At 39.9% G+C, this 26,167-nt stretch carries 23 protein-coding genes; 13 read left to right on the top strand and 10 right to left on the bottom strand.

Annotated elements, in window-relative coordinates:
* Positions 1-282: 282 nt before the first annotated feature.
* From mnmE to SYJ56_RS03085, 8 genes are all read right to left on the bottom strand, one after another.
* Positions 283-1,665 carry a tRNA uridine-5-carboxymethylaminomethyl(34) synthesis GTPase MnmE gene (gene mnmE, locus SYJ56_RS03120; RefSeq protein WP_323832170.1) on the bottom strand — a complete coding sequence of 461 codons (1,383 nt, stop codon included), beginning with the start codon at positions 1,663-1,665 and terminating at the stop codon, positions 283-285.
* Positions 1,662-2,114: a thioredoxin family protein gene (locus SYJ56_RS03115; protein WP_323832169.1), complete on the bottom strand. Its 453-nt coding sequence runs from the start codon at positions 2,112-2,114 to the stop codon at positions 1,662-1,664. The genes mnmE and SYJ56_RS03115 overlap by 4 nt, the downstream gene beginning before the upstream one ends.
* A gap of 101 nt (positions 2,115-2,215) precedes the next feature.
* Positions 2,216-3,112: a metal ABC transporter permease gene (locus SYJ56_RS03110; protein ID WP_323832168.1), complete on the bottom strand. Its 897-nt coding sequence runs from the start codon at positions 3,110-3,112 to the stop codon at positions 2,216-2,218.
* A complete protein-coding gene (locus SYJ56_RS03105) occupies positions 3,102-4,394 on the bottom strand; it encodes a metal ABC transporter permease (RefSeq protein ID WP_323832167.1) in 1,293 nt (430 codons plus the stop codon). Before SYJ56_RS03105 ends, SYJ56_RS03110 begins: the two co-directional genes overlap by 11 nt.
* 1 nt (position 4,395) lies before the next feature.
* Positions 4,396-5,184 carry a metal ABC transporter ATP-binding protein gene (locus SYJ56_RS03100; protein ID WP_323832166.1) on the bottom strand — a complete coding sequence of 263 codons (789 nt, stop codon included), beginning with the start codon at positions 5,182-5,184 and terminating at the stop codon, positions 4,396-4,398.
* A complete protein-coding gene (locus tag SYJ56_RS03095; RefSeq protein ID WP_323832165.1) occupies positions 5,181-6,095 on the bottom strand; it encodes a metal ABC transporter solute-binding protein, Zn/Mn family in 915 nt (304 codons plus the stop codon). The genes SYJ56_RS03100 and SYJ56_RS03095 overlap by 4 nt, the downstream gene beginning before the upstream one ends.
* The gene (locus SYJ56_RS03090) at positions 6,092-6,754 is read right to left on the bottom strand and encodes a metal-dependent transcriptional regulator (protein ID WP_323832164.1); all 663 of its coding nucleotides are present in this window, start codon (positions 6,752-6,754) and stop codon (positions 6,092-6,094) included. The genes SYJ56_RS03095 and SYJ56_RS03090 overlap by 4 nt, the downstream gene beginning before the upstream one ends.
* Before the next feature lie 314 nt (positions 6,755-7,068).
* On the bottom strand, positions 7,069-8,190 hold the full coding sequence (locus SYJ56_RS03085) for a glycosyltransferase family protein (RefSeq protein ID WP_323832163.1): 1,122 nt from the start codon (positions 8,188-8,190) through the stop codon (positions 7,069-7,071).
* A gap of 21 nt (positions 8,191-8,211) precedes the next feature.
* On the opposite strand from SYJ56_RS03085, the gene SYJ56_RS03080 reads away from it, so the two are divergent.
* Both SYJ56_RS03080 and SYJ56_RS03075 read left to right on the top strand, forming a co-directional pair.
* Positions 8,212-9,027: a 2,3,4,5-tetrahydropyridine-2,6-dicarboxylate N-succinyltransferase gene (locus SYJ56_RS03080; protein ID WP_323832162.1), complete on the top strand. Its 816-nt coding sequence runs from the start codon at positions 8,212-8,214 to the stop codon at positions 9,025-9,027.
* 10 nt (positions 9,028-9,037) lie between these two features.
* A complete protein-coding gene (locus tag SYJ56_RS03075; protein WP_323832161.1) occupies positions 9,038-9,640 on the top strand; it encodes a tetratricopeptide repeat protein in 603 nt (200 codons plus the stop codon).
* A 396-nt stretch (positions 9,641-10,036) separates the two neighbouring features.
* Here the strand turns inward: SYJ56_RS03075 and SYJ56_RS03070 are convergent, their stop codons facing one another.
* The gene (locus SYJ56_RS03070) at positions 10,037-10,630 is read right to left on the bottom strand and encodes a tetratricopeptide repeat protein (protein ID WP_323832160.1); all 594 of its coding nucleotides are present in this window, start codon (positions 10,628-10,630) and stop codon (positions 10,037-10,039) included.
* Between the two features lie 327 nt (positions 10,631-10,957).
* Between SYJ56_RS03070 and SYJ56_RS03065 the strand changes: the two genes are divergently transcribed.
* From SYJ56_RS03065 to SYJ56_RS03040, 6 genes are all read left to right on the top strand, one after another.
* Positions 10,958-11,365 carry a DUF4332 domain-containing protein gene (locus SYJ56_RS03065; RefSeq protein ID WP_323832159.1) on the top strand — a complete coding sequence of 136 codons (408 nt, stop codon included), beginning with the start codon at positions 10,958-10,960 and terminating at the stop codon, positions 11,363-11,365.
* A gap of 87 nt (positions 11,366-11,452) precedes the next feature.
* The gene (locus tag SYJ56_RS03060) at positions 11,453-12,991 is read left to right on the top strand and encodes a helicase HerA-like domain-containing protein (RefSeq protein ID WP_323832158.1); all 1,539 of its coding nucleotides are present in this window, start codon (positions 11,453-11,455) and stop codon (positions 12,989-12,991) included.
* A 37-nt stretch (positions 12,992-13,028) separates the two neighbouring features.
* Positions 13,029-14,234 (top strand): BaiN/RdsA family NAD(P)/FAD-dependent oxidoreductase, encoded by a 1,206-nt coding sequence (locus SYJ56_RS03055; protein WP_323832157.1) that lies wholly within the window; start codon positions 13,029-13,031, stop codon positions 14,232-14,234.
* Between the two features lie 5 nt (positions 14,235-14,239).
* The gene (locus SYJ56_RS03050; RefSeq protein WP_323832156.1) at positions 14,240-14,590 is read left to right on the top strand and encodes a hypothetical protein; all 351 of its coding nucleotides are present in this window, start codon (positions 14,240-14,242) and stop codon (positions 14,588-14,590) included.
* 261 nt (positions 14,591-14,851) lie between these two features.
* A complete protein-coding gene (locus SYJ56_RS03045) occupies positions 14,852-15,817 on the top strand; it encodes a YheT family hydrolase (RefSeq protein WP_323832155.1) in 966 nt (321 codons plus the stop codon).
* Between the two features lie 49 nt (positions 15,818-15,866).
* Positions 15,867-17,384 carry an FMN-binding glutamate synthase family protein gene (locus SYJ56_RS03040; protein ID WP_323832154.1) on the top strand — a complete coding sequence of 506 codons (1,518 nt, stop codon included), beginning with the start codon at positions 15,867-15,869 and terminating at the stop codon, positions 17,382-17,384.
* Positions 17,385-17,546: 162 nt separating this feature from the next.
* Here the strand turns inward: SYJ56_RS03040 and lhgO are convergent, their stop codons facing one another.
* Positions 17,547-18,749, bottom strand: coding sequence for an L-2-hydroxyglutarate oxidase (lhgO, locus tag SYJ56_RS03035; RefSeq protein ID WP_323832153.1), 1,203 nt, complete (start codon positions 18,747-18,749; stop codon positions 17,547-17,549).
* Positions 18,750-18,978: 229 nt separating this feature from the next.
* On the opposite strand from lhgO, the gene SYJ56_RS03030 reads away from it, so the two are divergent.
* From SYJ56_RS03030 to thrS, 5 genes are all read left to right on the top strand, one after another.
* Positions 18,979-21,393 carry a DUF5686 and carboxypeptidase-like regulatory domain-containing protein gene (locus SYJ56_RS03030; RefSeq protein ID WP_323832152.1) on the top strand — a complete coding sequence of 805 codons (2,415 nt, stop codon included), beginning with the start codon at positions 18,979-18,981 and terminating at the stop codon, positions 21,391-21,393.
* A gap of 30 nt (positions 21,394-21,423) precedes the next feature.
* The gene (locus SYJ56_RS03025; protein ID WP_323832151.1) at positions 21,424-22,641 is read left to right on the top strand and encodes a 6-bladed beta-propeller; all 1,218 of its coding nucleotides are present in this window, start codon (positions 21,424-21,426) and stop codon (positions 22,639-22,641) included.
* A 47-nt stretch (positions 22,642-22,688) separates the two neighbouring features.
* The gene (locus SYJ56_RS03020; RefSeq protein WP_323832150.1) at positions 22,689-23,039 is read left to right on the top strand and encodes a hypothetical protein; all 351 of its coding nucleotides are present in this window, start codon (positions 22,689-22,691) and stop codon (positions 23,037-23,039) included.
* A gap of 342 nt (positions 23,040-23,381) precedes the next feature.
* On the top strand, positions 23,382-23,954 hold the full coding sequence (locus tag SYJ56_RS03015; protein ID WP_323832149.1) for a hypothetical protein: 573 nt from the start codon (positions 23,382-23,384) through the stop codon (positions 23,952-23,954).
* 182 nt (positions 23,955-24,136) lie between these two features.
* Positions 24,137-26,083 (top strand): threonine--tRNA ligase, encoded by a 1,947-nt coding sequence (gene thrS, locus SYJ56_RS03010; protein ID WP_323832148.1) that lies wholly within the window; start codon positions 24,137-24,139, stop codon positions 26,081-26,083.
* The last annotated feature ends 84 nt before the right edge of the window (positions 26,084-26,167 follow it).

The raw sequence follows: 26,167 nt of genomic DNA, 5'->3' as shown, positions 1-26,167 counted from the left end.
AGCCCTTGATTGCGTTTAAATGCCATTTATTTATGGAAGTGTTGATGTTTCTCTATGAGTCACTATGTTTCAGGCTGTTTCAGCCTGTTTCTGAGTGTTTCATAATCTCCCCAAGTGTGTAACTTTTTGTACCTCCAAAATCCGAGGTACAAAAAGTGGATAAAACCTGCCCAAATGTATACAAATAGTCACAAATAGCTAAAAACATAAAAACCTCTAAACGAGCTGTTTAGAGGTTTAAAATTGTACTTAATTGTGGGTGTTTTGAACTATTTTGATGGGCTACTTCCCGATGCAGAAATTCCTAAATATATTCTCCAGCAGATCATCTGTTGTGATTTCCCCAGTTATTTCTCCTAGAAAATGTAAGGAGCGGCGGATATCCATCGCCACAAAATCATTGGTCACTTCATTGTCCAGACCACTCAGTATATCAAGTAAAGATTCGCGGGTTTTTACCAAGGAATCGTAATGTCGTACATTGGTCACGATCGTATTTCCTGTCCTGAATTTGTCCAGATTGACTAGTTCAAGGATACGGACTTTCAAGCCTTCCAGATTCTCTTTGTTCCCTGCGGAGATAAAAATTGTATCTGGATGTTTCGCTTTTAACTCACTAATTAACTGCTGATTACCTTTGTCTACTTTATTCGCAACTTTCAAGAAAGGAACGCCTTGGTTTTCCAGCTTATTGATGTCCCGGTTGATCTCTATCAAGTCAGTATCTCCCAAATCAAAGAGATATAAAATCAAAGAAGCTGACTTCATTTTTTCCTGAGTTCTACTCACACCGATTGCTTCAATGGTATCCGTAGTTTCCCTTAATCCGGCTGTATCTATAAAGCGGAAGATCACTCCTCCGATATTGATTTCATCTTCTATAAAGTCACGGGTGGTTCCGGCAATTTCTGATACGATTGCTTTCTCCTCATTGAGTAGGGCATTGAGTAGGGTGGACTTTCCTGCATTTGGCTTTCCAGCGATGACGGTTGGTACACCATTTTTGATCACGTTACCAAGATCGAAACTCAAAATCAATTCCTCAACTACTCTTAACAACCGCTCTACAAGCGTCCGTAATTCTTCCCGGCTAGCAAATTCCACGTCTTCTTCACCAAAGTCCAATTCCAGTTCTATCATTGAAGCAAAATGGATTAATTTAGATCTAAGTACTTGAATTTCAGAGCTAAATCCACCTCTCATTTGGCTAAGTGCTGCCTGATGTGAAGTCTCGGAATCTGCATGAATAAGGTCAGCTACAGCCTCTGCCTGCGCCAGATCAAACTGTCCGTTAAGAAATGCCCGCTGGGTGAATTCTCCCGGCTTTGCAGGACGGGCACCCTTGCGGATAAGAAGTTTAAGGACCTGATTGATTATATAGGAAGAGCCATGTGTGGAGATTTCCACGACGTTTTCCTTAGTAAACGACTTAGGTGCGATAAATAGGGAAACCAGTACTTCATCGATGATTTTTTCGCCGTCTCGGATCGTTCCGAAATGAATTGTGTGGGAATCCTGTTTTTCAAGATTTTTACCAAAGAAAACTTCATTGGTTAAGCTGATAGCCTGTTTGCCGGAAAGGCGAATCACTGCAATTGCTCCAACACCCTGAGGAGTAGCCAAAGCAATTATAGTGTCATTTTGATCAGAAAGGGAAAAACTCATTCTGTACCAATTCCATTATCAACTATCTCAGATAATCTTTCCAGAAATTCTACTGGTTGTCTATATCCCGGAAGTTGGGTGATATTCTTTAAGGTAGGATCGATGATCACAAAATTAGGATAAGACTGCACACGCATTGCTGCTGCCATTTTAGCCTCGGTGTAATCTTTACCTTTGAAGTCAAACTTGCGCTTATCATCCTCCGCGTTCATTTTGACAGCATAAAACTTCTCATTGATGTACTTGATTACATCAGGATCAGTGAAAGTTTCCTTATCCATTTTCTTGCACCAGCCACACCAATCCGTGTATACATCCACCAACAGCATTTTTGGATTTGCTTCTGCAGCAGCTACCGCCTCTTCAAATTTCAACCACTCTATTTTATCCTGCGCTTGCGCAAATTGAGCGGTGAATAGAATTAAGCCAATGATTACTATTTTTTTCATCTGTTTTAATTGTCTTTTAGCGGTCAGATGGAATCTCCCAAAGCTGATAATTATTCCACTGAGTGTCGAGTGAGTCATGCTCGATTTCATACTGTCAATTTTCAATTCTCCAACGGCTTGACGGATGTGGAAGTTCCGAATGTGAAATTTGGCTTGATACTTTTGATTAAAGCACTACCCAAGAAAATGATTCCTCCTACGGCAACCATCATTCCTGCAATAGAGCTATCCACCAAATATGCCATATAATATCCCGCTATTGAAATAAAAATACCTAACGCGCAAGTAAGTTTGATGAGTGAGGTTAATTTTTTGGTCCAAAGAAAAGCTGTGGCAGGAGGTACGACGAGTAATGCCACTACCAAAATGGCACCAACTGCTTCGAAGCTACTCACTGTGGTATAGGATACCATACTCATCAAGGCAAGGTTAATTGCTCCGGCAGGAAGACCTATTACTAAGCCAAAGTTTTCGTCGAAACTTGTAAGTTTTAACTCCTTGTATAATAGGAAAATAAAAGTGATTACCAGAACTAAATTCAACACCGCAAGGTAGGTGATTCTTGGCCCCATACTAAACCCTGAATTGGTAATCCAGAGGTCTATAGGAAGGTATGCAATCTCACCATACAGCACACATTCCTGATCTAAGTCCACTTTATATGCAAGCATGTTTATCAGGATAATTCCTATGGCAAAAAGCAGGGTGAATGTGATGCCGATGGATGCGTCAAGCTGAACCTTTGCTTTATTTTTCAGCCAATCAATAATTAGCGTAGCCGAAATCCCCAAAATACCAGCACCTATGATGACTTCCAGTCCGCGCTGGCTTCCTGATATAAAGAAACCTATTACTATCCCCGGAAGTACCGCATGAGAAATGGCATCTCCGGTCATGGACATTTTGCGCAGCATCATAAATACGCCTAACAGTCCACATGATATGGATATCAGGGAGGCTGTTAGAATAATCAAGAAAGCGTTTTGGTCAAAGCTCATCGTTGTCGCGGGGGATATTCTCTTGGTGAGGATCGAGTTTAGGATAATTTAGCCTGTTCTCTAGCAATGCTTCGAGTTCAGGTGTAAGGATGTGTTCCAGTTTTTCGGCTGAATCATGCACGTGATCTGGGGCAATATTCATATACTCATTGAGGTAAAGTTCCCAAAGTCTGTGAAGTCTTACAATTCGTCTGGCCTCCGATTTTCCTTGAGAAGTAAAGTCTATAAAACCTTGATTATTAGTAAGTAAATTAGTTTTAATTAATTCATCAATCGTGGCTTTAGTTTCACTCTTTCGGTATGGAAAAGACTGATAGATTTCTTCTATTGGAAACGTGTTTTTGCCACTTTCCAATCCATGAAAAATTAATTTCAGGAGATGGTCTTGATGCGTTTTTTTCAAGTAATACCTCCTCGCAATATAGCGTGACAGTATCCCCTTCTTTGGTGCAAAAAGGAATGAAATCAAAGCGAGAAGAGAAAGGCATACAACTACCCAAGGACCTGTCGGCATCTGAGGAATTACAAAGGATACGTACGTGCCTATGATTCCTGAAACTGCTGAAAACATGCCTGCGATAATCAGAAGATTCCCTAGTTTATCTGTCCAGAATCTTGCAGCTGCTCCCGGTGTAATTAGCAAAGCTGCCATCAATACAACGCCAATAGCCTGGATTCCGATCACCACCGCCAAAATCATCAGCACATTAAAGATCAATCGTATCGCGCCCATAGGGTAGCCAATTGACTTTCCAAAGTCAGCATTGAACACGAGCATAGAAAATTCCTTGCGGAAGGCAGAAAGCGTAATGATGATCAAAACAGCCAAACCTCCATAGATGTAAAGATCCTCCTCAAGGATAGCGATAGCATTTCCAAAGATAAACTGGTTCAGCCCGGCCATTTCTGGATTTCCTGACTTTTGAATGACTGTGAGAAGAACTATTCCGAAACCAAAGAATATGGATAGGATAGAAGCTATGATCGCATCATCACTTAATCGGGTTTTGCTTTTTAGCCAAGAGGTTAGAAATGTAGCCAGAGCCCCAGATAGGAATGCACCGGTGACGATGTAAATTGGGTTCTTTTCTCCAGCCAGTATAAATCCTAGACAGATGCCTGGAAGGACTGCGTGAGAGATAGCATCCCCGAGCAAAGCTTTTTTGTCAAGAAAACTATACGTTCCCACATAAGCGGAGCCTATGCCTAAGAGCGTAATTCCGATTACCACAAAGGCAATGGAAGCATCCTGAAATGTGAAGAAATAGACAAAATCACTCATATCAACTTTTCAATGGGTTAAAATCCTTTTGTCTAATGATATCTGTCACCTTCGTGAGGAGATTGAGTTTACCTCCGTAGGTTTTCCTTAGAAGCTCTTCTGTAACCACATCGGTTTTCGGTCCTGATGCTACTAAGTGAAGGTTTAGCATGATGATCCAATCAAAGTAATTCATGGCAGAATGTATATCATGATGCACCACAATCACCGTCTTTCCAGCGGCTGTCATTTCTTGCAAAAGCTGGAAAATGGCAGTTTCCGTAGCCATATCAACTCCTGCAAATGGCTCATCCATCAAATACAAATCAGCTTCTTGGGCAAGAGCTCTTGCGATAAATACCCGTTGTTGCTGTCCTCCGGATAGCTCTGATATCTGTCGGTCTATAAAGGATTGCATGCCTACTTTCTCCAAGCAGTCCATTGCTATTTTCTTTTCTTTCTTGCCAGGTCTCCGGAACAGTCCAAGTTTACCATAGGTACCCATCATCACCACGTCGAGTACAGATGCGGGGAAGTTCCAATCCACAGATTCCCGCTGTGGGACGTAACTAATCCGGCTCCTTACGTCATTTAACTCTCGGTCAAAAATTTTGACATAACCTCCGGTAATGGGTACTAATCCCATAATTGCTTTAATCAGGGTTGACTTTCCTGCACCATTTGGCCCAAGTATTCCAATCAACTTTCCGGCTGGCAGGCTTAGATCCACATTCCAAAGAACTGGACTTTGATCGTAACTGACTGTGAGGTCGTGTATTTCTAAAATAGGGGAATCTACGTTTATGATCATTGCGTTAGGCTTTCAAAAATTACTTGAACATTGGTTTTTACCATTCCTATATAGGTGCCTGCAGAAGAGTCTGCTGCACCAAGACTATCGGTATAAAGGGGTCCGGCTAATATGATAGCATGATTCTGATTGGCGCTCCCAGCGACTACGGCTTCGATTGCTTTGGGAGAAATAGTCTGCTCCGCAAAGACTGCGTGAATATTTCGCTCCACGATGAAGCTCACCAACCCTGTCAAATCCCTCAGCCCTGGCTCACTCAGTGTGGACAAGCCCTGAAGACCCAAAACTTCCAGATTATATGCTTTCCCGAAATAAGAAAATGCATCATGGGCTGTGATCAACGCCTGATTTGCTTTGCGCAATTCCGCAACCTTTGTGAGATTATCCTGATGCAAAGCTGCGAGTTTACTAAGATAGGAATCTGTGTTTTTTTCTACAGTTGATTTCCAGTCAGGCTTCCATTTTATGATTTCTTCCGAGGCATGAGCCAAAGCCAAAGACCAAAGCGATACATCAAACCAGATGTGGGGATCTACCGAGTGGGCTTCAGGTCCTGAGCGTAAAAGCAAATCATTGGGAATGGTCTCAGAAACATTGATCAGGTTTTGACTGAAGGACAGTTTCTCAAAAATCTCCGTCATTTTTCCTTCCAGGAAGAGACCGTGGTAAATTACCAGATCTGCATTTTGGAGTAGGTCAAGATCACGGACAGATGCTTTATACAGATGTGGATCCACACCTGCTGGCATAAGGGAAACCACCTCCGCATTTTCTCCAACGAGGTTCCTAATCCCATCTGCCAAGATGCTGGTGGTAGCGACTATTTTTGGCTTTATTCGCTCTTCCCGATTATCAAATTTACAGGCATAAGAAAACAGGAGCAGGGGAAGTATGATAACTAAGTTTCTCATGACTGGATTGCCAAAATATTTGCTGCCACATCTTTCGACATAAAGAGGGTTTTCTTCTGATCCACGAGAATTTCCATCGATCCATCAAACTCCACTTTATCTAAAATTTTGATTCTTGCTCCAATATAAGCACCTACTTTATCGAGGTATTTTAAGAAGGCCGCAGAGCTATCTTTTACGGCTACGATCTGACCCGATTGATCAATATCCATTTCGATAAGTGCAAGCCTAGGTCTAGATCTTACATCCCCATATTCATCTGGAATTGGATCGCCGTGGGGATCAAATTTTGGGTAGTTCAGATAGGCATCCAGCCGCTGGATAAGTAGGGGTGATTGGATGTGCTCCAACTCCTCCGCGACCTCGTGTACTTCGTCCCAGGCGAACTGCAATTTGTCCACCAAAAACACTTCCCAAAGTCTATGTTTTCGGATCGTCTGTAGTGCTCTTTTTTTACCCTCTTCAGTAATATTGACACCATAATATTTTCGGTATTCGATTACCTCTTTTTCGCCCAGTTTTCTAAGCATGTCTGAAACCGATGCTGGCTTGGTTTTCATCTCTGCAGCGACATCATTAGTGGACACACTTTTAGTAGCTCCATCAGATAGGTGATAGATGGCTTTCAGATAATTCTCCTCAGCTGTAGTTAAGGTCATGGTATTCAAAATTGTACTGAGACAAATATAAAAATTAATTTAGATATAGCTAAAAATATATTCAATAGTGACTAAATCACCTGTGGATAACCCGTTTTGAAATGTGTTTATGGTTTTAGTCTTGGCTAAAAAATAAATTAGTCTAAGGTTAGAATTGAGCTAAAGTATTGAAATTAAGTTACTTATAATTAGCTAAGTATTGATTTTACTTATCAAAATGTGAGATTATGCCAGTTTCCATTTCATAGAAATTGGTGTTAAAAATAGGAAGTAGGTGGATAAGTGTGGATAGTAATCCACATCCAGTTTAGAAGTTAAAGGGAGGAGATTGCTCTGATGAACTGTTCCTGCTGAGATTTCCACAGGACAGAAGTATCAGGATTTTTGGTAAAGTATTCTTGGTTTAGCGCAATCCTGAATTGTTGAGAAGCATTTTGCAAATCGAAAAAGTCTATAGGAAATCCTCCAGAAAATGGAGCTAAAAAATCTAGCCATTGAGGATTACCACCAATCAAAACAGGTACTCCCAGAGCAGCTGATTCGTATAGTTTGGTTGGCATTTTATCCTTGATGGATTCCCTGTTTTGGTAGGGTAAAATTGAAAAGTCTACTCCTGAATATTCAGCAATTATGTCCTCATGAGGTATTGGGAAACCAGATGATTTCAACTGAATTTGAGGAACACTTTCATAGGCTTCTTGAAGCTCAATTCCAAAGCTGGGGAGGGTGCAATGTCCAATAATTTTAAGTGTAGATTCAGGGAATTCTTTTACGATTTCCTTGAACCAGCTGATGGCTTCGAGTGTGCCAAAGGCAGGAGTAAGCGTACCCGAAATCAAAAATTTGTAGCCATCTTTTTGAGGTATTTTGAAAGGGGAAACTTGGTTAATTTCTCCGGCAAATTTATTTTCCAAAATCAAAAATGGTGTTTTTTCCGGCATCTCTTTAGCGTAGCATTTCTCGGCAAGCAGGAACAGATCGATTCCATTTACTCTTTCCATCCGGCTTATTATTCGTCCAACTTTTACTTTTTTATTGGCACTTAAATTCGGATTCAGATCAAGGTTTTTCACATAGTTTTCCTGCACATCATACACCAATTTGTAGCCTATTATTCTCTTGAAAAATGAGGCAATGAGAAGGTATTCATAGGTGCAGCAAATCAGTATTTTTGGACGAACCTTCAGAAGAATTCTAAGAAGTTTGACTTGTGAGGATATTCTTCCCCAAAACGAGTTACCCTTCGTTAGGGATGAATAAATGCGTGTATCTCCTTCATTTTCCTCAGAAATATGTGAAAATCCTAGAAAGTTTAGCTGGTATTGGCGTGTTTCTCGCAGTGAAAGGCCAAGCTTTCCCCAAGCTCTTGTATCTTTGGCGGGCTTAAGGCTTGATGCGATCAAGACTGGAATTAGGGAAGCTGATTTTTCACTCATTAAACGAAACTAACCAAAATAATGGAACTGAAAACCATCATTGAAAAGGCCTGGGACAACCGGGAGTTATTAAAAGAAGAAACCACACAACAATCAATAAGAGCTGTCATAGCCGATCTAGATGCAGGTGTAATACGAGTAGCGGAACCTACTGACGATGGGAATTGGAAGGTGAATGACTGGGTGAAAAAGGCAGTAATTCTTTATTTCCCTATCCAAAAGATGGAAACAATTGAAGTAGGACCTTTTGAATTCCATGATAAAATGGCACTGAAAAATAACTACGCTGAAAAAGGTGTTCGTGTAGTTCCACATGCTGTAGCCCGTTATGGAGCGTATTTAGCAAGCGGAGTCGTAATGATGCCAAGTTATGTTAATATCGGCGCATATGTGGACGGTGGCACGATGGTTGACACTTGGGCTACTGTCGGATCTTGTGCGCAGATCGGCAAAAATGTTCATTTGAGTGGTGGAGTAGGTATTGGAGGTGTCTTAGAGCCTATACAGGCAGCACCGGTTATTATCGAAGACGGTGCATTTATTGGTTCTAGAGCCATCATAGTAGAAGGTGTAAGAATCGGCAAAGAAGCAGTAATTGGAGCTGGAGTAACGTTGACAGCCAGTTCTAAGATCATCGATGTGACAGGATCTGAGCCTGTTGAATATAAAGGTTACGTTCCCGATCGTTCTGTAGTTATTCCAGGTTCTATCTCCAAAAACTTTAACGCAGGCACTTTCCAGGTTCCTTGTGCTTTGATCATCGGTCAAAGAAAAGCTTCCACAGATCTCAAAACTTCCCTTAATGATGCGCTTAGAGATAATAGTGTAGCAGTTTAAACCAACAGTAATGAAAACGAGTAAGCAAGCATTTATAGCTCTATTTATTTCAGTATCCATTTGGTCTTGTTCGGAAAAGAGGACTAGTTCAGGGGATAAATTATTCAATAAAGGAGAATATTCTGAAGCCGTAAACGAGTATTCTGAAGATTTAAAATTTAAGCCAAATGATGTTCGCATGCTCTATAATAGAGGTAGAGCAAATGAGGAGCAAGGGAATTATGAAGAAGCAATGGTTGATTATCTAAAGGCGCTGGAAGTAGAGCCGAATAATTTTCAGGTTTTACTTAGTCTTGCGAACGTGCATTACAATCAAAAGAACTATACCAATGCTCTGCTTTATTCTGATCAGGCAGCTGAAATTCCAGGTGCACCGGCTATGGCTTCTTTTATGAAGGGACGTGCTTTACATCAGCTTGGTAAAACCGATGAAGCTTTGAAAGCTTATGGAAATGCAATTGCAGTTGATAAGGATTTCGGACAGGCGTACTTCAACAGAGGCTTGTTAAAAATTGCCTTGAAAAATGTAAAAGGTTCTTGTGAAGACTTTCAACTCGCATCTGCTCTGGAATATCCCGGAGCAGAAGAAGCATATACCAAATACTGTAAATAATATCGAAACCGGCTTAGGCCGGTTTTTTTTTTGACAGTCCTTTAACCGCAGTGCACAAGGAGGATTTCACAGAGTACGCGGGTTTTAGTTATAATTGTGAGGTTGAGCGCCTGCTTAAAGGTAGACAGGGTGTTCGATGCCAATTTTCCATCCGTTATCCTTTCAGTTCCATTGTTTTTTATGTATATCCGCTTTATTTACCAGTAAAGGGACTAAAGCAATATAGGCTTTGGCCAACAATAGCATTGAGGACACTTCGGTCACCCGTCTTCAGGCATCCGACCAGGTGAGCAAAGAAATTTTGGCTACTGGCATCATTACAGATAATCATATTTTTTTTATTACAGTTAACCCAATACACAGGTTTTTAAAAAATATATATTCTAGGAGCATTCTTTAGTGCTCATGTGTTTCTTCCTCATGATCACATATGTCTTCGGAGCTTAGTTTACCACTTCCATTGCAAGTCTGGCAAGAACTAACTTCCTTTAAGCTTCCTTCACACACAGGACAAGTAAGTCTTCCTTTTCCAGCGCATCTCTCACATTCGAAATATTCGACAATTTTGAAGATATTCATCTTTGTGATCATCCCAGATCCACTGCATCGACTGCAGCCGACTACTCCTTTTGCTTTGCAATAATGACAATCCTGCTCAATTTGTCGCTTTCCCTCACAGGTGAAGCAAGTCTTAAAGCGGTAGCCTCTGCGATCGCAAAGTTGGCATTGCTGAATTTCATTTATTGGCGCTTCTAATCGTTGCTGAAGTTCCTGAGCTCCTTTATAATTTGCGCCCGTAAAACCTGTCAACTCCAAGTATTTGTTGAGAAAATTTGCCGAGTTGTCATATTGCTTGAGCTGAAATAGAGTCTCAGCAAATAGATAAGGCATTTCTTCAGGAAGAGGCTGCCCTGAATCAATCAGATTTCTGAAGATGGAATTTGCAGTTTCGTAATCATTTCTCTCAATAGCTGCTTTTGCTCCTTTCATCCAACTATCTGTTTGTCCTAGATTTGGACCTATTTGCGCGAGCGAAACCTGACTTAAAGCCAGAATTATAAAAATAATCAGAGTTAGGGGAAGGCGAAATCTAAAGTTCACAGGGATATAATGTTTTCAATTGTAGCAATAAAGGTAGAAGTTTCTTCAAGGTAAAGTTAATGTTTCCAAAAGGGCAAACTTGTCCATAATCTACCAAATGGATTTTGGAAGTTAAAAATTGTCTTTATTTTAGGATTAAATTCTAGTTAATGCTCAATAATGTATTCTTTGAGCTCAATTTTCAGTCAAATTATTTAATCGTAAAAATTAGAAAAGATGGGAAAACCAATCACAATGATCGAGAGCATAGGTCCTGCTATGAAAGAGAAACTTTCAACAGCTGGGATTTCTACTGTAGAAGGCTTATTAGAAAAAGGAGCGTCTAAAGCAGGAAGAAAAGCTATTGCAAATGCCTCAGGCTTGGATGAAAGTAAAATTCTCGTGTGGGTAAATATGGCCGATCTATTTAGAATTAATGGAGTTGCAAGTCAATTTGCAGAACTTCTGAAAGCAGCGGGTGTAGATACAGTAAAGGAATTAAGAACCAGAAATGCTGAAAATCTTTATACCGCTTTAGTGAAAACCCAGGAAGAAAAAGGATTGACAAGAGCTGTTCCTGCAGCATCAAAAGTAGCTGACTTTATCGAGCAGGCTAAGGCTCTTGATCCAATGGTAACTCATTAATAAAATCATATACCTTTTTTATTGAAAAACCTTTTTGCAGATGGCATAAAGGTTTTTTTGTAGTTTGGTTTAATAACTATTTTGACCATGAGTAAGACAGAAGAATTCATCAACCACTTGGCCGAAGGTCAGAAATATAAAAAAGACTCAATTGTACTTGGTACAGGTGTATTGGATGGAGTGCCAATTACAGGTGCACAAATCAAGATTGCACTGAAAACAATGAACAGGCATGGATTGATAGCGGGTGCAACGGGAACTGGAAAAACAAAAACTTTGCAAGTGATTGCAGAGCAGTTGGCATTGAAAGGTGTGCCTTCTGTTTTGATGGATTTGAAAGGTGATCTATCGGGACTAGCTCAGCCTGGAACTGCCAATGACTTCATAAAAAATAGGTCTCAGGTAATAGGAGTGGAATATGAACCCATGGGGTTACCGATAGAACTGATGTCAATTTCTGATGAAAAAGGAGTTAGGCTTAAGGCTACTGTCTCCGAATTTGGCCCTGTTTTGATTGCTCAGATACTCGAACTTAATGACACACAGCAAGGTGTAATCTCACTTGTTTTTCGCTATTGTGATGTTCATCTTATGCCATTGGTGGATCTGAAAGATTTAAAGCGCGTCCTTCAATTCTTTACCAATGAAGGCAAAGAAGCTATCCAAAAAGAATATGGTCAGGTTTCATCAGCCTCTGTTAACACGATTATGCGAAAGATAATCGAGCTGGAGCAGCAAGGTGCAGAGCGATTCTTCGGGGAAAAATCATTTGAGGTAGAGGATTTTTTAAGAACCAAAGATGGTAAAGGTATAATATCAGTCATTAGACTGACTGATATTCAAAGCCGTCCAAAGTTGTTTTCTACTTTTATGCTTAGTCTGCTTTCGGAGATTTATGAGACTTTCCCAGAGCAAGGAGACGCTGACCAGCCCAAACTTTGTCTGTTCATCGATGAAGCTCATTTGGTATTTTCTAATGCGTCCAAAGATCTTCTTGAGAAGATCGAGACTATAGTCAAATTAATTCGATCAAAGGGAGTAGGCGTTTATTTCTGTACCCAAACTCCGACGGATGTTCCGGATAGCATCTTAGGTCAATTAGGGTTAAAGGTGCAGCATGCTTTGAGAGCTTTCACTGCAAAAGATCGTAAAGCAATTACCAAAACAGCTGAAAACTATCCTGATTCACCATATTATGAGACATCGGAAGTATTGACAGCTATGGGTATAGGCGAAGCGTTAATTACTGCCTTGAATGAAAAAGGAATTCCTACACCTCTTGCCCACACATTGGTCAGAGCTCCCATTACACGCATGGATATATTGAATTCAGAGGAAATAGATGCTGCGGTCAAAGATTCAGCCTTGATTTATAAATACAATCAGGACATAGATAGGGAAAGTGCTTTTGAGCTGCTGGAGAAGAAAATGGTTGATCTGGAAGAGAAACAAAAGAAGGCTGAATTGCCAGGTCCAAAAGCACCAACTCGGACCACTAGAAATACCGCACAGGATGAATCACTTTTCGAAGAATTAAGTAAAAACACGATGGTAAGGCAATTAGGAAGGACGATATTTAGAGAATTGACAAGAGGGATTTTAGGTTCATTCTCTAGGAAAAGGTAATTGTAATAAATAATTGTATTTCAATCGAATATAAGTTTTGAATATAGGAATAATAGGTGGTGGAGCTGCAGGTTTTTTTGCTGCGATTCATGCAAGTGGAGACGGAAGACATGTTACCATTTTCGAAAAATCACCAAAGCTTTTGTCTAAGGTAAAAGTGTCCGGAGGAGGAAGGTGTAACGTCACACATCGACCGATGGAAATTTCGAAATTGGTAAAAAACTATCCAAGAGGAGAGAAGTTTCTAAAGCGGGTTTTTACCAAATACAAATCAGAAGATACGATCAACTGGTTTGAAAGTAGAGGAGTAGCTTTGAAGATTGAAGCTGATGGCAGAATGTTTCCTGTTTCAGATTCATCCCAATCTATCATTGATGCTTTGCTTAAAGAGGCTCAAAAACTCAATATTTCAGTTCGAAAATCTTGTGGTGTAAATTCAATATCTCCTATTGCAAGCAAGTACCAACTTGATACAGATGAGGGGATTTTTTTAGTTGATAAGTTAATAGTGGCTACTGGTGGGCATCCTAAATTAGGTGGTTATTTGTTTCTCAAAAATCTAAATCACAGTGTTTTAGACCCCATACCTTCACTTTTCACTTTTAATACTCCAAAAGAATCTATCCGTGAGCTGATGGGGCTATCCGTAGCTGACGGGATAGTCAAAATCGAAGGGACTAAACTGACTTATCGCGGTCCAGTACTTGTGACGCATTGGGGGGTTAGCGGACCAGCAGTTTTGAAATTGTCAGCCTTTGGAGCACAATGGCTAAAAGACCAGAACTATGTAGCGACAGCGTTGATCAATTGGAATGGCGGTTTGGGAGAGGAGCAATATAGTTCTCACATTAAAAGTTACATGGTGGCTCATCCCAATCGTAAAGTAGAAAGCAATTCACTTTTTGATATACCCGGAAGACTTTGGGAGCATTTCTGTGTGCGATCAGGTATTGATTTTGGACAATTATATGGCACACTATTGAAAAAGCAAATCAATAAGTTGGTACAGAATCTTTTTTGCTATACTTTGAAAGTTGAAGGAAAAACGACCTTTAAAGAAGAATTTGTAACTGCTGGAGGAATTGCCTTGAACGAGGTAAATCCAGAATCCTTGGAAAGTAAGTATCACCCAAATCTTTACTTTGCCGGGGAAGTCCTGAATATAGACGGAATTACCGGTGGCTTTAATTTTCAAGCTGCTTGGTCAACAGGTTTTCTTGCAGGTACAGCCTCATTCAACTAACCAATATGGAACAAATTTATCCAGAGCTTAATCAGCTTATCTATGACATGGCAGATGGCGATAAAGAATTTCAGACAGAATTGACATTAGCCATACATAAGGGGCTAATCGAACTGAAAGAAGTCTATGCCGAAGGTTCATCCGAAAAAAATGACATCAAAATTCAGCAAATTCGCCACAAAATGAAGCCTACCCTAAGTATGTTTGAATTATCTCATATCATAGAAGAGCTTCAAATAGGCAAAGAGATCATTGAAAGAGATGGATTTAATGGATTGGCATTTAACACTCATTATAGAAACCTACAAAAAAAGTTAGATATCGCAATTAAGCGTGTCTATGAACTCACCCTATAAAAAAAGGAGCTGGCACATGCCGCTCCACTTTTTAAATCATTACCCTATGAAGAATTAATAGCACAAAAGTAGCCTGTTATTACTTTCTGGATTTTAAGAGAACATGAATTTTATGTGTTTATAATAGTTTTTTAGAGGTCATCCCGACCAGATAATTATCTGGAGCTATCGGGAGGAATCTCGCATATGTCATATTCATCCCAGTGTGTGACGCTTTCTTAATGCTCGATTTCATGAAAAGCTTACTATTTTTGAGGCTTAATGAGTATTATCAAGCCAAGCTACAAAGGTCCTCCTGTATATTTATTTAATGGACATCTGGAAACCATCATTCCCAGTTTGTTCAGGAAAGTCTCTGATGTAAGCTATACCAGAGAAAAAATTGATACTCCAGATGGAGATTTTTTGAATTTGGATTGGGCTAAAGTGGGAAGCTCAAAACTATTGATTATATCTCATGGGTTAGAAGGGGATTCTGAGCGACATTATGTTAGAGGAATGGTTAAGCTATTCAATTCCAATAAAATAGATGTACTGGTTTGGAACAATCGTTCATGTGGTGGTGAGATCAATTTAAGACCAATCTTGTATCACCATGGAGCCAGCTATGATTTAGACACTACGATTTCTTATGTACTAAAAAACCATTCTTATGAAGAGATTTTTTTAAGTGGAATAAGTATGGGAGGGGCCCAGACGCTAAAGTATCTTGGGGAAAAAGGCAGTGATTTACCAGTTGAAATTAAACGGGCAGCAGTCTATTCTACTCCTTGCAATTTATTGTCAAGTGCTGCCACATTGAGAGTTAGATCGAACGCTTTTTATAAGAATAGATTCTTAGGAAAACTTAAAGTTAAAATTCGCGCAAAGGCTACTCAATATCCGGATTTAATAGATCTGGAACTGCTGGAGAAAGTCACTGATTTTGACTCTTTTGATACGCTTTTCACAGCCAAACTTCATGGATTTAAGGATGCTGAAGATTTCTATCAATCCGTAAGTGCTGATAATTGGATGCCCGATATACAAATCCCTACTTTAATCATAAATGCGCTAAATGATCCACTTCTAGGTCCTGAATGCTATCCTGTAAGCCTTGCAGAAAAAATGGATTTACTTACCCTGGAAATGCCCAAAAGAGGTGGGCACACTGGCTTTGTAGTTCGTGGGCAAGAATTTACATGGGCAGAGCATAGAGTTCAAGAATTCCTCATAGATCAGGATTAGGCCTTAGTCTTTTGCTATATTGTAAGCTTAACCTTCATAAGAGTTTGATATGAGAAAACTGTTTTTTGGTAGCTTGGTGTTACTAGCACTACTGACATTTTTTTTGATGTGGTACTTCCAGTTTGTACAGTTCAAATTCGGATATTTTATACTTGGAATTATTGTAGTTCTCTTTGCTATAGGGATTTATGATATTAATCAGAAGTCACATGCGATTCTTCGGAATTTCCCGGTGGTTGGGCATTTTCGTTATTTACTGGAGAAAATAAGCCCCGAAATCCAACAATATTTCATCGAAACAAATACAGATGGTAGTCCATTTAGCAGAAATCTTCGCTCCTTGGTTTATCGACGTGCAAAGAATGTAAATGACACCCATCCATTTGGTACACAGCGCGATATTAGCGGAGAGGATTACATAGGTCTAAGGCATTCTATCTATGCGGTTCACACACACGATGAAGATCCTCGCGTGACAATCGGGAATGACTCTTGTAAGCAGCCATATTCTTCTTCTATTTTTAATATTTCGGCGATGAGCTTTGGTTCTCTCAGCTCTAACGCCATCGAAGCTTTGAATCTTGGCGCAAAAAAAGGAGGCTTTTCGCACAATACTGGGGAAGGGGGAATATCTGACCATCACAGACAAGGTGGAGATCTAGTCTGGCAAATAGGGACAGGTTACTTTGGATGCCGGGACGGGCATGGGAATTTCAGTGAGGAGAAATTTGCAGAGAAAGCAAATTGGCCCGAAGTAAAAATGATAGAAATTAAGATTTCACAAGGTGCAAAGCCTGGTCACGGTGGAGTACTTCCCGGCATAAAAAACACAGCAGAAATAGCCGAAATCCGTGGCGTGCTGGAAGGAACCACTATCCTTTCGCCTCCTGCCCATAGCGCTTTTACCAATCCTCTCGAATTGCTTGAGTTCATCAGCAAACTAAGAGAGCTGTCCGGAGGGAAGCCTATAGGATTTAAGCTCTGTATTGGTAGAACAGAAGAATTTACAGCCATTTGTAAAGAAATGGTGGCCAAAAATATCTATCCGGATTTTATTACTGTGGATGGAGCAGAAGGAGGAACTGGAGCTGCACCTTTAGAATTCTCGGACAGTGTGGGATTGCCTCTTGAGCCAGCCTTAATATTTACCCGGATGACCCTAGAGAAATTTCAGATCCGCGACAAAATCAGAGTTATAGCTTCTGGTAAAGCAATCAGCGCTTTCGCCATATTAAAGAACATAGCTCTTGGAGCCGATTTATGCAATTCAGGTCGAGGTTTTATGTTCAGCATTGGATGTATTCAGGCACTTCGCTGTAACACCAATGAATGTCCAACCGGAGTTGCCACGCAAAAAGCAAACTTGGTACGAGGCTTAGTGATTACTGATAAATCCGAGAGAGTCTATAATTTCCACAAAAATACCGTTCATGCTGTTCAGGAACTTCTTGGAGCTTCCGGTCATATGCATACATCTGAGCTTAGCGCAAGCGATCTAGTAAAAGGTGACGAAATGATCAAACTCGCAAACCGTTATTTGCCTGATTCGGTAAATACGCAGGTGTAAGTTTACTTCGAGGATTAAAAACCTTTACCCGGTCTAAGTCTCATGACTTAGACCTATTCCAATACAGTCTTCAGACTGTTTATTTTATGACTAATTTTTTTCAGTGCAGTCTGAAGACTGCACTTTCCACGGCACAAGTCATGAGACTTGCGCCAAACTGTTTCAATCAAACCTTTTCAGTGCAAGTGCAGCCACAGTTCCACCAATTGCCAGAGAACTGGTGGCAGCTGGAGAAGGAGCATTCAGGACATTGATGGCATGCGCGGATTCCCGGATGGAAAAATCATCCAAAAGACCTCCTTTCCGGTCACAGGCCTGAGCTCTTACACCAGCACCTCCTTCTACTAGGTCTGATTCCTTGATTTCGGGAATTAATTCCTGAAGTGCTTTGGTAAATGCTGCTTTTGAAAATGAGCGATACATCTCGCCAAATCCAGTTTGCCAATATTTAGCAGCTACTTTTTGGAAGCCAGGCCAAGCCAAGGATTCTGAGAGCTCTTTCAGATTGATTTGGGATTTTTTATATCCTTCCCTTCGGAAAGCCAAAACGGCGTTTGGACCTGCTTCTACACCACCTTTCATCATACGGGTGAAGTGTACTCCAAGGAATGGAAAATTAGGATCCGGTACCGGATAAATCAGGTTTTTTACCAGAAACTCTCTTTCCTTCTTAAGTTTAAAGTACTCTCCTCTAAATGGAATGATTTTCACATCAATTGGATCCTTTTCATTCATCTGGGCTACCTTATCAGAATACAGTCCAGCGCAGTTAATTACTAGTTTACTTTGGAAAGTTTTATTTGAAGTTTCAATGTAATTGATTCCTTCTTGTTGCTTAATTTTAAGAACTTTATGGTTGAGAAAAATCTCACCACCGTTTTGAACTATTTTTCTTCCATAGGCAAGTGCTACTTTAAAATAATCAACAATTCCTGTCTGAGGAACATGGAGCGCGGCTACTCCTGCGCAGTGGGGTTCATATTCCTTCAACTCATCTATGGTAATGTATTTCGTTCCTTTCAAACCGTTCTGAATACCTCTTTCATACAAGTTATTCAGTAATGGCTTTTGCTCTTCGCGGGTAGCAACTACTACTTTTCCTGTGATCTCAAATGGAATTTTCTCTTCTTCACAGAACTGAATGAGTTCATGATATCCTGTAATGCAGTTGGTTGCTTTGAGAGAGCCTGGTTTGTAATATAACCCAGAGTGAATTACTCCGCTATTATTGCCCGTCTGGTGCTTTGCAAGCTGATTTTCCTTCTCCAAAATAGCGATTTTAAGGTTAGGTCGTACTTGTTGAATTTTAAGGGCAGTTGCCAATCCCACAATCCCACCACCAATTATTGCAATATCGTATATCATGTTTCTCAGTTTACAGCCTCAAATATAGTGGCGGATTTCTCAAATTTCCATTTCCATACCTTTCCTGATTTGCAGAACCTTTATAAATTTTAACCGCTCAGGTAGCAATTTGAATGGTTAATGGATTTATTTTGCATGAATTTCTATTCAGTGCTGTAAATACTTCATGTTCCGCAATTACTTTTTCCTTTTTTTCTTTCTAATTAGCACCCAGTCTTTTGGCCAATTTATGGTGAAAGGGAAGGTGACTGACTCTGCTACCGGAGATCCAATTCCGTTTGCTTCTGTTTTATTGAAAGGCACTACAATTGGAGTTTCTACAGATTTTGAGGGGAATTATAGCATAGCGACAAAAAACCTTACAGATAGTATTTCTGTGAGCTATCTGGGATATATCAGTGGAGTAAAAGCGCTCCAACAAGTAGCTGAGCAAACGGTCAATTTCCAGCTCAAACCTTCTGATTTTGAGATGGAAGCTTTTGTTTTTGAGGCGGGGGAAAACCCGGCTTTTGAGATAATCCGAGAAGCAGTCGATAGAAAAAAGGACTTTGATAAAAGACAGCTATCTGCTTATCAAACAAAGAACTATACGAAGATAGAAATTGATATCGACCATGTTTCGGAGGAATTTACGCAGCGTAAAACTGTCCAGAAAGTCTCTGCTGTCTTGGATTCGATCAAGCAATTGACCAATGATGAAGGTGAGAAAATATTTCCTGTGTTCTTTTCAGAAACCCTTTCCAAATTCTACTTTAGAAATAATCCAGAGCTTAGAAAAGAAGTGGTAGAGAAAGCTAAAGTGACGGGTGTCGGAGTTACTGATGGATCTACAACTTCTCAAATTACAGGTTCTGCTTTTCAGGAATATAATTTTTATAAAAACTGGTTAAATATTGTTGGGAAGGAATTTGTTTCGCCTATCGCCGATGGGTGGAAACAGTTTTACGATTATGATTTAATTGATTCAGTTTTGGTAGGAAGCGATTCCTGCTACTTACTGAAAGTCTATCCTCTGAGAGAGCAAGACTTGGCATTTTCAGGTACCATTTGGATTAATAAGGAAACGTATGCTTTGAAGCAGGTTGATTTGACAATACCAAAGGAAGCAAACCTGAATTTTATAGACCGAATAAAAATCCAACAGGAGTTGACACCTACCACAGCAGGCCCTTTGATTCCTTCCAAAACTAGAGTTCAGATAAAAATTGGCCAAATCACCCCAAAAACCGCGGGACTCCTGGCGAAATTTTATACCTCTGCGGATAGTGTTAAAGTTGGCGATCCACAACCCACATCGTTTTTCAATCACTCGGTGACCTTATTGCCTGATTATGATGAAGCGAGTGAGGAGTTTTGGAATGAAAATCGTCAAGATATTCTGACTCAGGAAGAAATAGCGGTGTTAAGAATGGTGGATACCTTGAAGAGAATCCCAATCGTTCGATTTTATTCTGAAGGACTTAAGTTTTTTGGAACTGGCTATTTGCCTTTAGGAAAAGTGGATATAGGGCCATGGCCAGGATTTTTCAATTATAACGATATAGAAGGAGTGAGGCTCGGAATGGGCTTCCGTACGAATCTGAAATTCAGCAATAAATGGGTATTTAGTGGCTATGCGGGCTATGGTTTCAAAGATAGTCAGCTGAAATACTCAGCCAAGGTCACCCGTATTTTGGATAGAGTGCACTGGACTTCCGTCTCATTATTCACACAAAAGGAAATTGACCAAGTCGGCTTAGAGATTTCCAGTTTGCAGGGAAATAGTGTTTTTCTGGCAGCAAGTAGATTTGGGACGCTAAGAAGACCGTATTTCAGCACAAAGCATCAAGTGAATTTTCAACGTGAGTTCTTCAAAGGATTTCTCATGTATTCAGATTTGAGCTTCATGGAATTCGAACCTTTGTATAACTTTTATTATCTGGAAAAAGGCACAGGAGAGTATAAATCTAATTTTGCAACTACCGAAGCTAAGCTTGGCCTGCGATACGGTCGTGACGAAACCATCTTGATCAATGACAATGAACGAACTTCTTTAGGCCCACTTAGATGGCCTATTTTCGAATTGAGCTATGCCAAAGGGATAAACAGGTTGGGAGGAGATATAGCTTATTCTAAGTTGAATTTCTATGTTTATCAAAGATTGAATGTGGGGATGTTTGGTGTATCCAGATATGAATTCGATGCGGGGAAAGTATTCGGTGAGGTTCCATATCCTGTCTTGAAAAATCATCTGGGGAATGAAACCCTGTTCTATACTTCTGCTGCTTTCAACACGATGAATTTCAATGAATTTGCCTCAGATCAGTACGCAAGTTTGAGATATAGACATTATTTTGAAGGCTTTTTACTTAACAAAATTCCTTTGCTGAAAAAGCTAAAATGGCGTGCTGTGGCAAATGCGAATATTCTCTTTGGTTCTGTGAGCAACCAAAACATAGCAAACGCACCGACTGTGGATCCGATGGGAAATCCGATGGAGACCTTTGGAAGACTTGATCCTACCAAACCATTTATTGAACTGGGCTATGGTGTAGAAAATATCTTTAGATTCTTCAGAGTTGACTTCTTCCATAGAATGACTTATTTGGATAATACTGATGCTAAGCCATTTGCGGTAAAAATCTCTGGACAAATTATTCTTTAGTTATTGGATTCTATTCACTATTTTGGGTAGATGAAATACCTTCACCTACTTTTAGTTTTATTGCTTTCCAGCTTTTTAGCCTCTTGCTCATCCAGTGGCGAGGCAAATTCAGATCAATCCAACGATGGATTAAAAATCATTAATGTTGACCTCTCTGAAGCCAGAGAAGGGGCACTCTCTGAATTCTTTGAGCCTGCAATCGAATATATCTGGCTACAGGATGATTCTGAGGATGCTCAATTAGGAGGTTTGAATAAGATATTTTTCTATGAGGACAAGATCTTCACTATAGATATTTTCGGTTGCAAGTGTATTAAGATTTTCGATCGTTCAGGGAAGTATCTCTCAAAAATCCGGGCTTATGGGGAAGGTCCAGAGAAATACTTGGATTTTGATGATGCCATTATTGTCAAGGATGAAGTCCTTATACTTGGTGTTTATCCACCAAAATTGATGTGGTTTTCATTAGATGGAGAATTTATAAAGGAGGAAAAATTGAAGGAACACATTGAATCGGGTGTGTATTCTGACCTTGAAAAACGCTATTATTTCTATGCTAACCCAAGAGAGATTGGGAAGTATTTCATATCAAGTGTAGACACTGATTTCAAAGATACATTAATGGCTTTCCCTTTTGAATTAAAGGCATACTACGGGAATTATTCAGGAAGGAATACATATAAGAAATCTGAAAATTCCATCTATTCTGGAATGTCCTTTAACGATACAATTTATCAGGTCAAGTCGGGAGAATTCATACCAAAACTGGCTTTTGATTTTGGTGAGTATGCTCAAAGTATCGATGAATTGAAAAATATTGAGGAATCCTCTACTGCGCTTGAAGAGCTAGATTTTATCAATAAAAGATCAAAACTATATTTTGTGCCGCATCAATGGTTTATAACAGAATCTAAGTTTTACTCAGGTTTTAATTATCAAGAGGATTTTTACAATGTGTTTTATGATAGAGAAAGCCAACAGACTCGGATAATAAAAGGAAGGATTTCAGATGATTTAGATGAGGTTTTTGATCCATATTCGATTCTTCATCAATTTAACGATGCAAAAGTTGGGGTTACTATTCCTGGAAAGACCCTTTTCAAAACTCTTCAAAAAAAGAAAGCTGAGCTTGGCCTAGAAGCTTTTGAGGAATACGTAAAAGGCACAGGGAAAAGCTTTGCCCATGCTGCTTATGCGGCCAAAGACTCTGAAAATCCAGTTTTAATCGTCTATACTGTAAAGAAGTAATAATTCATATTCAGAAAGAACTCTAAACATTAAATTGTCTTATGCAGGTGTCTAAATTCCAACCAGCACTTATACTTGGGTTAGTTTTGGTTCTCGCGATCTCCTCCAATTGCTTAGCCCAAAAGCAACCCCAATCCTTTACAGCCAGAAATTCGGTGTTTGTTGAATTCGGAGGAAGTTCTGGGAGATATGCAGTCAACTACAGCAAAATATTTCATCAAAAAGGGAAGCTAAAATTGAATGCCAGTGCAGGTTTTTCTATGTGGCGTAATCAACTAAATGATTTCAAGACGATTTGGCTTCCCGTTATTCCTTTAGAGGTCACAGCCTTATATGGCAAGTCAAACTATCATCTGGAATTGGGTTTTGGGTTTACTTCATTCTTAAGCAGAACTTAAGCAGAACTTTAGATATTAATTCCGAAACATTTGAATTCAGTGACAAAGTGGTTTTTGGCGCCTTCATTCCTCTTAGAGTCGGATATCGATACCAAAAACCTGAAGGTGGATTTTTTTTTAGGGTTGGCTATACGCCAATTATTAATGTTCCTGTAAGAGCAGGGAAAAGTTGGTCTATAGATCCTTATTGGGCAGGAGTAAGTTTTGGAAAGAGTTTTTAAAAAAGTAGAGTAGGTATTTAAATGAATAAAGAATTAGTAATAAATTCCGAAATCAGGTATTAGTTGATAGTAAAGCCACAAGAAGTTTTCTTCAGAAAGAATCCTAAACATCAATTGTCTTATGATAGCACCTAAACTCAAACCGGCTATAATTTGTGCTATAGTTCTAGTTATCGCAATTTCCTTCAATAGCTTAGCCCAAAAGGATTCGCAGACCTTTACAGCTCGAAATTCGGTTTTTCTGGAAATTGGAGGAAATGCAGGCCAGTACGCGTTCAATTATGGTCGCATTTTTCATCAGAAAGGGGGATTCAAATTAAACGGAAGTGCAGGTTTTTCGCTTTGGGCAGATCCGATCGAGGGTTCTACCATCTGGAATCCTGCAGTGCCTCTAGAGGTTTCAGCTTTGTTTGGAAAAAGTAAGCATCATCTTGAATTTGGTGTTGGTATTACGCCGTATTTGCAAAATGAGGTCAATTCTACTTTTGAATCAGGAACTTTAGTCCAAACCAGAGGAGCTAATCATTTGGCTGCAATCCTGCCATTTAGAGTGGGATATCGCTATCAAAAGCCTGAAGGAGGTTTCTTTTTTAGGGTAGGATATACTCCATTTTTTGATCTTCCAAATAAGTCAGGTGGAACTTTGAATTTTCAGCCTATCCATGCAGGCCTAGGTTTGGGATTGAGTTTTTAAGTGTAAAAGTGCGTTGAACAAGGGAAGGATTCTGTAAACCCGATGCTAATTGCTTATACAGTGAAGAAATAAGAGTTCATTTCCATATTCCCTTCCCATATATTTTTTGATTGCATCCGTCTTGTGCATATTTGCAACTTAATCTTTATGCCTGTTTGTATGGGCAGAAATAAAAAAAGCAAATGTCACGACTTATTAAAATTACCCTTCCGGATGGCACTGTGAAGGAGTACGAGAAAGGAACTACCGGACTACAGATTGCTGCAAGTATCAGCGAGGGTTTAGCCAGGAACGTTCTAGCCGCAAAAGTAAATGGACAGGTTTGGGATGCTACCCGGGCTATCCATGAAGATTCAAAAGTCCAATTATTGACCTGGAATGATCTGGAAGGAAAAAACACCTTTTGGCATTCTTCAGCTCACTTGCTTGCAGAGGCTTTGGAATCCCTTCATCCCGGCATCAAATTCGGTATCGGGCCTCCCATCGAAACAGGTTTCTATTACGATGTAGATTTTGGTGATAAAACATTGGATGGGTCGGAACTGGAAGCTATTGAGAAGAAAATTATCGAATTGGCACGTGAGAAGAATGAATATATCCGTAGTGATATTTCTAAGAAAGATGCCATAGAATACTTCCAGAAAAAGGGTGATGAGTACAAACTCGACCTTTTAGAAGGACTTGAAGATGGTTCAATTACCTTTTATCAGCAGGGAAACTTCGTTGATCTTTGTAGAGGACCGCATATTCCTAATACTGGATTTGTAAAGGCTGTAAAGCTGACCAACATCGCAGGAGCTTATTGGAGAGGGGATGAGAAGCGAAAAATGCTGACCCGTATCTATGGCGTAACATTCCCAAAAGCCAAAGAACTCACAGATTACTTAACCTTGCTGGAAGAAGCAAAGAAACGTGATCACAGGAAATTAGGCCGTGAGTTGGAGCTTTTCACTTTCTCGGAGAAAGTAGGAGCGGGGCTTCCGCTTTGGTTACCAAAAGGCACTTTATTAAGAGAGCGTTTGGTCAATTTCCTGAAGAAAGCGCAGGATAAAGCAGGATATCAACAGGTAATCACTCCACATATTGGGCATAAAGTTTTGTATGAGACTTCAGGCCACTACGAGAAATATGGTAAGGATTCTTTTCAGCCAATTACCACTCCCCATGAAGGGGAAGAGTTTTTGCTGAAACCTATGAACTGTCCACATCACTGCGAAATCTATAAGCATAAACCACATTCCTACAAAGAATTGCCCATTCGTTATGCAGAATTTGGTACTGTTTATCGCTATGAACAAAGCGGAGAATTACACGGCTTGACCCGTGTAAGGGGATTTACCCAGGATGACGCACATATTTTCTGTCGTCCAGACCAGGTGAAGGAAGAGTTTATCAAGGTGATTGATTTAGTGCTTTGGGTATTCAAAGCTTTGGGCTTTGATGATTACACTGCCCAGATTTCCTTACGGGATCCAGAAAATCCTACCAAGTATATCGGAGGAGATGAAGCTTGGAACAAAGCTGAATCAGCAATCATTGAAGCAGCTGCAGAGAAAGGCTTAGAAACGGTCACAGAATTAGGTGAGGCTGCTTTTTATGGCCCTAAGTTGGACTTTATGGTGAAGGATGCTTTGGGAAGAAAATGGCAGTTGGGAACTATCCAGGTAGATTATCAATTACCAGAACGATTCGAGTTGGAGTATATTGGCTCGGACAATCAGAAGCATAGACCTGTGATGATCCACAGAGCGCCCTTTGGTTCTTTGGAGAGATTCGTCGCAGTGCTTATTGAGCACTGTGCAGGTAACTTCCCTTTATGGCTATCACCGGAGCAGATAAATATTTTGCCTATTTCTGAGAAATATGTAGAATATGCTGAGGAAATAAAGTCAATCCTCGAAGACGCGGGAATATCAGGTTCTATTGACAACAGAGATGAAAAGATCGGAAGAAAAATCCGTGACTCTGAAGTTAAAAAAGTGCCTTTTATGCTGATAGTAGGGGAAAAGGAGCAGGAAGAGCGAAAGCTTTCTGTCCGTAAACATGGTGAAGGAGATCTAGGTAACTTCTCAGCGGAGGAGTTTATAAATTATTTTCAGGGCATTATTTCAGCATCATTAAGTAAGTAATAATACTGTATTATTTAATTCAGTTTTTCTTAATTAGAAATAATTCCGATATTTGCATCCAATTTCATAAAAACAATCAACGCA

The sequence above is a fragment of the Algoriphagus aurantiacus genome, from assembly GCF_035156405.1.
GTDB classification, from domain to species: Bacteria; Bacteroidota; Bacteroidia; order Cytophagales; family Cyclobacteriaceae; genus Algoriphagus; species Algoriphagus aurantiacus.
Note: the sequence above shows the minus strand (reverse complement) of the source record. Positions and strands in the feature narration are given on the sequence as shown.